We start from the raw sequence: 6,620 nt of genomic DNA on the forward strand, positions 1-6,620 counted from the left end.
GTCGCGGCGCGACCCGTCTGGGCGGGCCGCGGCAGGGGAGGGGCAGTGACCGACAGATGACCGACGTCGACACCATCGGTGCGCGCACCCGCGGCGAGGAGCGCCCGGTTGACGCCCGTTACGACGGTGCCTTCGACCGGGTGCCGCCTCAGGACCTGGAGGCGGAGATGTCCACGCTCGGCGGCATGCTGCTGAGCAAGGAGGCCATTACCGACGTCATCGAGGTGCTGCGCGGCCCCGAGTTCTACAAGCCCGCCCACGAGTCGATCTTCGACGCCATCGTCGAGGTCTATAACCGCTCCGAGCCGGCCGACCCGCTGATCGTGGCCGACGAGCTCTCCAAACGCGGGGAGCTGGAGCGCATCGGCGGCGCCCCCTACCTCGCCTCCCTGATGGCGACCGTGCCCACGGCCGCCAACGCCGCCTACTACGCGCGCATCGTCAAGGAGAAGTCACTGTTGCGCGGCCTGGTGCAGGCCGGCACCCGCATCGCCCAACTCGGCTACTCCACCAACGCCGGTGACATCGACGAGCTGGTCACCCTGGCCGAGTCCGAGGTGTACGCCATTGCCCACAAGGAGGGCGAGCGGGAGGACTACGTACCGGTCGGGGAGCTGCTCAACGAGGCAAACCTCGAGATCGAGGCCGGGCAGGCCCGCGAGGATGGGCAGATGCGGGGCGTGCCCACGGGCTTCGTGGAGCTGGATGAACTGCTCGGCGGCCTGCACGGCGGGCAGATGATCATCGTGGCCGCACGTCCCGCCATGGGTAAGTCCACGCTCGCCGTCGACTTCTGCCGTTCGGCCTCCATCCATGCCCGCGGCGCCGACGGCAACCCCATCCCCTCCTGCTACTTCTCCCTGGAGATGGGGCGCATGGAGCTGATGATGCGCATTCTGGCCGCCGAATCGGGGGTGGCGCTGAACAAGCTGCGCGGTGGCAGCCAGATGGATGAGCGCGACTGGGAGGATGTCGCCCTCGCCTACAACCCGGTGTCCGAGGCGCCGCTGTTCATCGACGACTCCCCGAACCTGACCATGCCGGAGATCCGTTCCAAGGCGCTGCGGCTCAAGCAGCAGCACGGGCTGGGGCTGATGGTGGTGGACTACCTGCAGCTGATGAGCTCGGGCAAGCAGGTTGAGTCCCGCCAGCAGGAGGTTTCCGAGTTCTCCCGCTCGCTGAAGTTGCTGGCCAAGGAGTTGGACATCCCGGTGATCGCCGTCGCCCAGCTGAACCGTGGTCCCGAGCAGCGCACCGGCAACCGGCCGCAGATGAGCGACCTGCGTGAGTCGGGATCGTTGGAGCAGGACGCCGACGTCATCATGCTGCTGCACCGGCCCGAGTACTACCAAGAGGAGGAGCGCCCGGGCGAGGCCGACATCATCGTCGCCAAGCACCGCAACGGGCAGACCCGCACCATTCCGGTGGCCTTCCAGGGGCACCTGTCGCGCTTCGCCAACATGGCCCGCGACATCACCCCCGAGCCGGCCTACGAGTGAGCCCGGGCGGGGCATGCGGGAATCGACATTGGTGCCGGGCCGACGCGGCTGCTTGACCCTGACACCGATGCGCCAGGCCACCGATCCGCGGCGAACGCCGCCACCGTCTCACCGCAAGTCTTGCCATCGAACCACGGCTAACACAGCCACCGTTTTTCGAAGAATCGTGACACCGTTTTTCGGTGAACCTTGCCACCGTTTTACGGTCTACCGTACGCTGTGGGTATGAGCGACCTGCTTACGCGGCATGCGCAGGGAAGGGTGGAAGAGCTTCTGGAGGTCTTCCCCGCGGTTGAGTTGGTCGGTGCACGTCAGGTTGGGAAGTCCACGCTTGCATCCATGATCGCCGCGGCATCCAAGCGGCCGACGCGTATCGTGACTCTGGACGACGCTGAGACCCGCGCCGCGGCGATCGCGGATCCGCGCGGTTTTCTTCGTCTGGAACCTGAAGGGCTGCTGGTCATTGATGAGTTCCAGCGCGTTCCCGAACTGGCGTTGGCACTCAAGGTGGAGATTGATTCCGACCGGTCCGCCGGACGCTATCTGCTCACCGGCTCCGTGACTACGAGTCCCGTCCAGCCGGCAACGGACAGCCTGGCCGGTCGCGTCATCAGCACTCGTGTGTTCGGTTTCAGTCGGGGTGAGATTGCCGGTCGAGGAGACGACTTCGTGGCCGCAGTGCTCCACGGGGCACTGGATGGAGACTACCGTTCCGAATTGGAGCGCGGAGACTACGTTGATCTGCTGGCCGCCGGCTCTATGCCGAGGTGTACCGACTGCCTGAGGACTTTCGCGCCGACTGGTTGGAGAGCTACATCTCCCGGCTGCTCGGGCGCGATCTGCGCGAGCTCTCCCGCCTGTCCGATCCGCATCGCCTGCGTTCACTGCTGGTCGGTCTGGCGTCCACACAGGGGTCGGAGACCGTGGTGGCGCGGGTGGGGAGCGACATCAACCTGAGCGCATCTACACCGCCTCCTACCTCGAGCTTCTGCGAGCGCTCTTCCTGGTTGATCGGCTGCCGCCGTGGACGCCGAACCTGCTTAAGCGTGAGGTTGGTCGATCGAAGTATCTGCTGACCGACTCCGCGCTGGCGATATGGCTGACTCGGACGCGTCCCGACACCCTCAAGGACTTGATCCGCGGAGGAGCCTTGGGAGGTCTGCTCGAGGCCTTCGTCGCCGCCGAACTAATGAGGCAGCACACGTGGTCCGCGGAGCGGTTTACTCTCAGCCACTACCGTTCCCCGGAGGGACGGGAGATCGACCTGATCCTCGAGTTGGACGATGGTGGAGTCATTGCCATCGAGGTGAAGGCGGCCGCTTCGGTCTCAACGGGCGATACCAGGCATCTGCGTTGGCTGTATGAACGGATCGGGGACCGGCTGAAGGCCGGCGTCGTGCTGACCACCGATGATCGGGCGCGCAGTCTGGGTGGTCCTTTGTGGGCGCTGCCGGTGTCCGCCCTGTGGGAGCTCGGTTGAGGAGGGTGTCGCCTTTGGCCGCCGGAACCCTGACTCATCCCCGGAATCATGGGGATTGTTGATTTAGGGCACCTCTAAATCAATCAGGTTTTGGTGTTCGGGCGGAACCTGGTTGATTTCGACGTCGGCGTTGCCGATCAGAGCGAGTTGGCGCGGGCTTGATTCGTCGGTGTCGGCTCGTCCAACGCGCCGGCTCGCGGCTGCGAGGTTGCAGTGCACGACCCCGGGGCGGTCGTGGAACGTACCCCAGGGTCGTGGAATGTGTGAAGGCCGCTCCTCTGTGTCGCCGGGGATGGGGTCGCGAGTAACTGGGTCACTGCGGCTCGGGTAGGCGGATCACCCGCAGACGCCAGACCCCCAGCAGCCAGGTCAACGCCATCAGCCCGACGGCGAAGCTCGCCCCATGAAGCAGTCCGCGCCGGAGGTAGTCGCCCGCCTGCGTGCCCAACGCCTCGACAAGGTAACTGGACAGCTCGCGCGTCGACCACAGGGGCAGGGCGCGGGTCCAGCCGGCGGCCGGGTCCACCAGAAGCTGAAGGGCCATGACTGCCAGCAGCAACAGGGCGCCCTCCAGGTCTCTTGGTATGACCGCGGCCGCCACCGAGCCCAGGGGTGCGGCCACGGTCACGGTCAGCAGCAGCATGAGCGGCACAGCAGCCGGGTGGGTCAGCTTGTCCCCGATCGTGAGTAGCACGAGTCCGGAGTAGAGCGCGGCAATGAGCCAACCGAGGCTCAGGACTGCCGCGTGCCGTCCCAGGACCAGCGCCGTCGGGCTGGCCCCGCTAGCGGCCAGCCGCAAGTCGATTGAGCGCGAGGACACCGACGTGAACAGTGCAAGCGTCGCCGCCGCCCAGCCCAGTCCGATCGACAGCAGACGCAGCGCGGTCCAGTGCGCGTCGATTCGCGCCAGGTAGAAGGTGAGCGGTAGCAGCAGGGCGAGGACCAGCGCCCCACGCCGTCGGGCCAGTTCATGCGCGGTGACCGTGGCCACCAGCACCGCGGTGCGCAGCAGCCGGTGGCCGGAGGCGGGTCCCGGCGCGCCGGGTTCGGCGATGGCGGCTGCGGTCATGCGGCGTGCTCCTTCGTCTTGCTGTGACCGGTCGAGGAATCCGGGGCGGGTAGCTCGACGACGCGATCGACGAAGTCGATGTCCCGCAGCAGGTGGGTGACCAGAAGGACTCCGGCGCCGGAGTTCCGCCAGGACGAGATGAGAGTCCGCAAGTCCTCATAAGCCAGGGCATCCAGGCCCTGGTAGGGCTCGTCCAGGAGCAGTAGTTCGGGCGAGGCGAGCTGAGCCAGAGCGAGATTGAGTTTCTGTTGGGTGCCCCCGGAAAGGGTACGAGTGACTTGGTTGCCGTTGGGGCGCCACCCCAGGCGGTGGAGGATCTGGTGCCCCGTGGGCACCGAGCGGCCCTGGCTCGCGCCGTCGATAGCCCCGAATAGCCGCAGATGCTCGTCGACGGTCAGAAGTGGAGCGAGGGCGTCGAGTTGTGGCGCGTAGCCGAAGCGCTCGGTCCGCTCCATCCGTCCGGAGTTGGTGCGCAGCAGGCCTGCGCAGACCTGGAGGAGAGTGGACTTGCCGGCCCCGTTGGAGCCGACGACGGCGACGATCTCGCCCCGTCGTACCGTGAGACTGAAGTCTGACAGGACTGTGCGCCGGCCGCGACGGACGGTGACATCGCGCAGTCGCAATACCACTGGGCCCAGCGTGCTCTCCTTGGCCTGGCTGCCGGTGCCGTCCTCCTTCAGCGCGGATGCCAGCTCGCGAGCGAACAGGACGGCGGGACCGAAGAGGCTCGCCGGTGCGATGCCCGCGGAGTCGGCCTCTGCGCGGGTCTCGGCGACGACGCGCTGCAACTCCCGGGGGCTCAGGCCCTGTGCCGCCAGCTCCGCGTTGAGGCTTCGATACCAGGCGGCGTCGGCCGGACCCGGCTCGTGCCGTGGCGAGGAATTGGAGTCGGTAGCGGCGCTCATGAGTGCGCCTCGGCCGCCGCATGGGCGGGTACCGCCCGCCTGCGGGATGCTGCCTCACCCTCCAGGATGGCCGAGACGGCGCTGCGGAAGGCGCACCACTCCGCTCGACGCGCGGCGAGTTCGATACGGCCGGCGTCGGTGAGCGCGTAGTACTTGCGAGCGGGTCCGGAGTCGGAGGGGCGTGTGGTGGTGGCGAGCAGGCCGCGCCGCTCCAGACGGGTGAGTGCCGGGTAGAGGCTGCCGCCGGGAACATTCTCCAGGCCGGCGGCGTCGAGGCGACGGGTCAATGACAGCCCGTAGTCGGCGCCGCACTCAAGCAGGGCGAGCAGACAGGGCTCGAGGAAGCCGCGCAGGAGACGTGAAGTCGGTGAGTCCATGTAGTCAGGTTATCTAGATAGCAGACAATCTGTCTACTGGGTTGTGCTACGCGCCTGTCCGAGCGCCGGTGCGGACGTCGTTGGCTGGAGAAGAGAGCGTTCTCCCGCGGCCTTTACTGCGTTCCACGACCTTGGGGTACAAAACACGACCCCGGGGTGGTCGTGGAACGTACCCCAGGGTCGTGAATTGCAGGAGGGCGCGTCCTCAGGTGCGTGCGCTGCGTTTCGGCCGGCCTGGCGCGCCCTCCAGTGCCGTCACCTGGCACACCCTCTACCTCTAGCGCCGTCAGCCTGGTAGAAGCCCTGGTAGACGTAGGTGAAGGGGATGTTGCCGTGCATGCCGGGATTGACCGAGGCCGAGACCACGTTCTTGGCGGTGACGGCGGCTTCCAGCGGGGTGGCGCCCTTGGCCAGCTCGGCGGTGACGGCGGCGGCCAGCGTGCAGCCCGCGCCGTGCATGCGCTCGGTGCCGACGGCCGGAACCTCAAGGACCTCCAGGGTCTCGCCGTCGTAGAAGACGTCGAGGGCGGTGCCGGTGCCGAGCGTCGGGCCGGCCTTGGCCAGGACGTTGGGCACGCCCAGGTCGTAGATGCGCTTGGCGGCGTCCTTGAGCTGCGCGACGCTGGTGATCTCATCGGTGCCGGCCAGCGTGGCGGCCTCGAACAGGTTCGGGGTGGCCATCTTGGCGCGGGGCAGGATCTTGGCGCGCAGGGCGTTGTCGACGTCGAGCGTGGTGCCGGGCTCCTGGCCCTTGCAGATCAGCACCGGGTCCACTACCAGGTTCGGGAACTGGTACTGCTCCAGGGCGGCGTCGACGGCGTCGATGGTGGCGAGCGTGCCGAGCATGCCGATCTTGACGGCGTCAATCCGGGTGTGGACGGTGGCGCAGGCCTCGATCTGGTCGGCGATGACCTGCGGGTCGACCGGCACGAAGCGGTGGTCCCAGTTGCGCTTGGGGTCCATGGAGACGATGCAGGTCAGGGCCGTGCAGCCGAATACGCCCAGCTGGTGGAAGGTCTTCAGATCGGTCTGGGCGCCGGCGCCGCCGGAGGCTTCGGAGCCGGCAATGGCCAGGGCGATGGGAGGGGCGGCGGGAGCGGTGTTGGATGCCATGCGGACAGCATGCCCACCGGCGCCCACCGTGTCCACGCCGCTGCCCGCATGGCGGAATACCTGATGCACTGTGCGCGGCGGGGGCGGGCCCGCCTTCCTCGCAGACGGCTCGCGGGCGCACCCGGTTCGGGGCTCCGGCCGCGGACCGTGCGGAGGTCAGGCGCTGGCGACGGTGAA

7 protein-coding genes are annotated in these 6,620 nt (G+C 67.7%); 3 read left to right on the plus strand and 4 right to left on the minus strand.

Features of this window, described 5'->3' with window-relative positions:
- Positions 1-56 precede the first annotated feature (56 nt).
- The 3 genes from dnaB (at position 57) to BW737_RS17570 (ending at position 2,979) form a co-directional block, all read left to right on the plus strand.
- Complete coding sequence (dnaB, locus tag BW737_RS03235) at positions 57-1,499, plus strand: replicative DNA helicase (protein WP_086615306.1); 1,443 nt, start codon at positions 57-59, stop codon at positions 1,497-1,499.
- A 225-nt stretch (positions 1,500-1,724) separates the two neighbouring features.
- Entirely contained in the window at positions 1,725-2,456 is a 732-nt protein-coding gene (locus BW737_RS03240) for an ATP-binding protein (protein WP_086615305.1), read from the plus strand.
- A gap of 4 nt (positions 2,457-2,460) precedes the next feature.
- Positions 2,461-2,979, plus strand: a complete 519-nt coding sequence (locus tag BW737_RS17570) for a DUF4143 domain-containing protein (protein ID WP_257210422.1) — start codon at positions 2,461-2,463, stop codon at positions 2,977-2,979.
- 313 nt (positions 2,980-3,292) lie between these two features.
- Here the strand turns inward: BW737_RS17570 and BW737_RS03250 are convergent, their stop codons facing one another.
- From BW737_RS03250 to BW737_RS03265, 4 genes are all read right to left on the minus strand, one after another.
- Positions 3,293-4,048, minus strand: coding sequence for an ABC transporter permease (locus tag BW737_RS03250; RefSeq protein ID WP_245690406.1), 756 nt, complete (start codon positions 4,046-4,048; stop codon positions 3,293-3,295).
- On the minus strand, positions 4,045-4,953 hold the full coding sequence (locus BW737_RS03255; protein ID WP_086615303.1) for an ATP-binding cassette domain-containing protein: 909 nt from the start codon (positions 4,951-4,953) through the stop codon (positions 4,045-4,047). The genes BW737_RS03250 and BW737_RS03255 overlap by 4 nt, the downstream gene beginning before the upstream one ends.
- Positions 4,950-5,330 carry a PadR family transcriptional regulator gene (locus tag BW737_RS03260; RefSeq protein WP_086615302.1) on the minus strand — a complete coding sequence of 127 codons (381 nt, stop codon included), beginning with the start codon at positions 5,328-5,330 and terminating at the stop codon, positions 4,950-4,952. The genes BW737_RS03255 and BW737_RS03260 overlap by 4 nt, the downstream gene beginning before the upstream one ends.
- A 255-nt stretch (positions 5,331-5,585) precedes the next feature.
- Positions 5,586-6,443, minus strand: coding sequence for a hydroxymethylpyrimidine/phosphomethylpyrimidine kinase (locus BW737_RS03265; RefSeq protein WP_086615330.1), 858 nt, complete (start codon positions 6,441-6,443; stop codon positions 5,586-5,588).
- Between the last annotated feature and the right edge of the window lie 177 nt (positions 6,444-6,620).

It is taken from the genome of Actinomyces ruminis, from assembly GCF_002154335.2.
Taxonomy (GTDB): Bacteria; Actinomycetota; Actinomycetes; order Actinomycetales; family Actinomycetaceae; genus Actinomyces; species Actinomyces ruminis.